Origin of the sequence: Streptomyces sp. RP5T (assembly GCF_003933965.1) — a bacterium.
In the GTDB taxonomy this organism is placed as follows: domain Bacteria; phylum Actinomycetota; class Actinomycetes; order Streptomycetales; family Streptomycetaceae; genus Streptomyces.
This window is the reverse complement of record NZ_RSAJ01001342.1, coordinates 1-250: the sequence shown is the minus strand read 5'-3', so window position 1 is coordinate 250 and position 250 is coordinate 1. Positions and strand designations below refer to the sequence as shown.

Annotated in this window: 1 pseudogene; it reads right to left on the bottom strand. The window is 68.8% G+C overall.

Annotation, left to right across the window (positions count from 1 at the left end):
- Nucleotides 1–120 precede the first annotated feature (120 nt).
- Nucleotides 121–250, bottom strand: a pseudogene (locus tag EHS43_RS46125) (IS481 family transposase); the annotation flags it as partial.

Genomic DNA, 250 nt, shown 5'->3' with positions numbered 1-250 from the left:
TGGCCGACGGCGGCTGGAAGTACCTGTCGACCGGCGTCTACACGGCGGCGACCACGGAGGAAGCGATCGAGACCCTGCAGGGCCAGCTCTGGGCGTGAGCTGCCAGTAGGGCCCCAGGGCGTGTTGCCCCGTGAGGTTGGGGACGCGGCTGGCGGGTGGTTGGCCCTTGAGCGCGGTGTGTCCGCGGTGGTGATTGTAGGTGTGCAGCCAGTCGGGGAACGCTGCGCGTCGTTCCTGCTCTGACCGATAG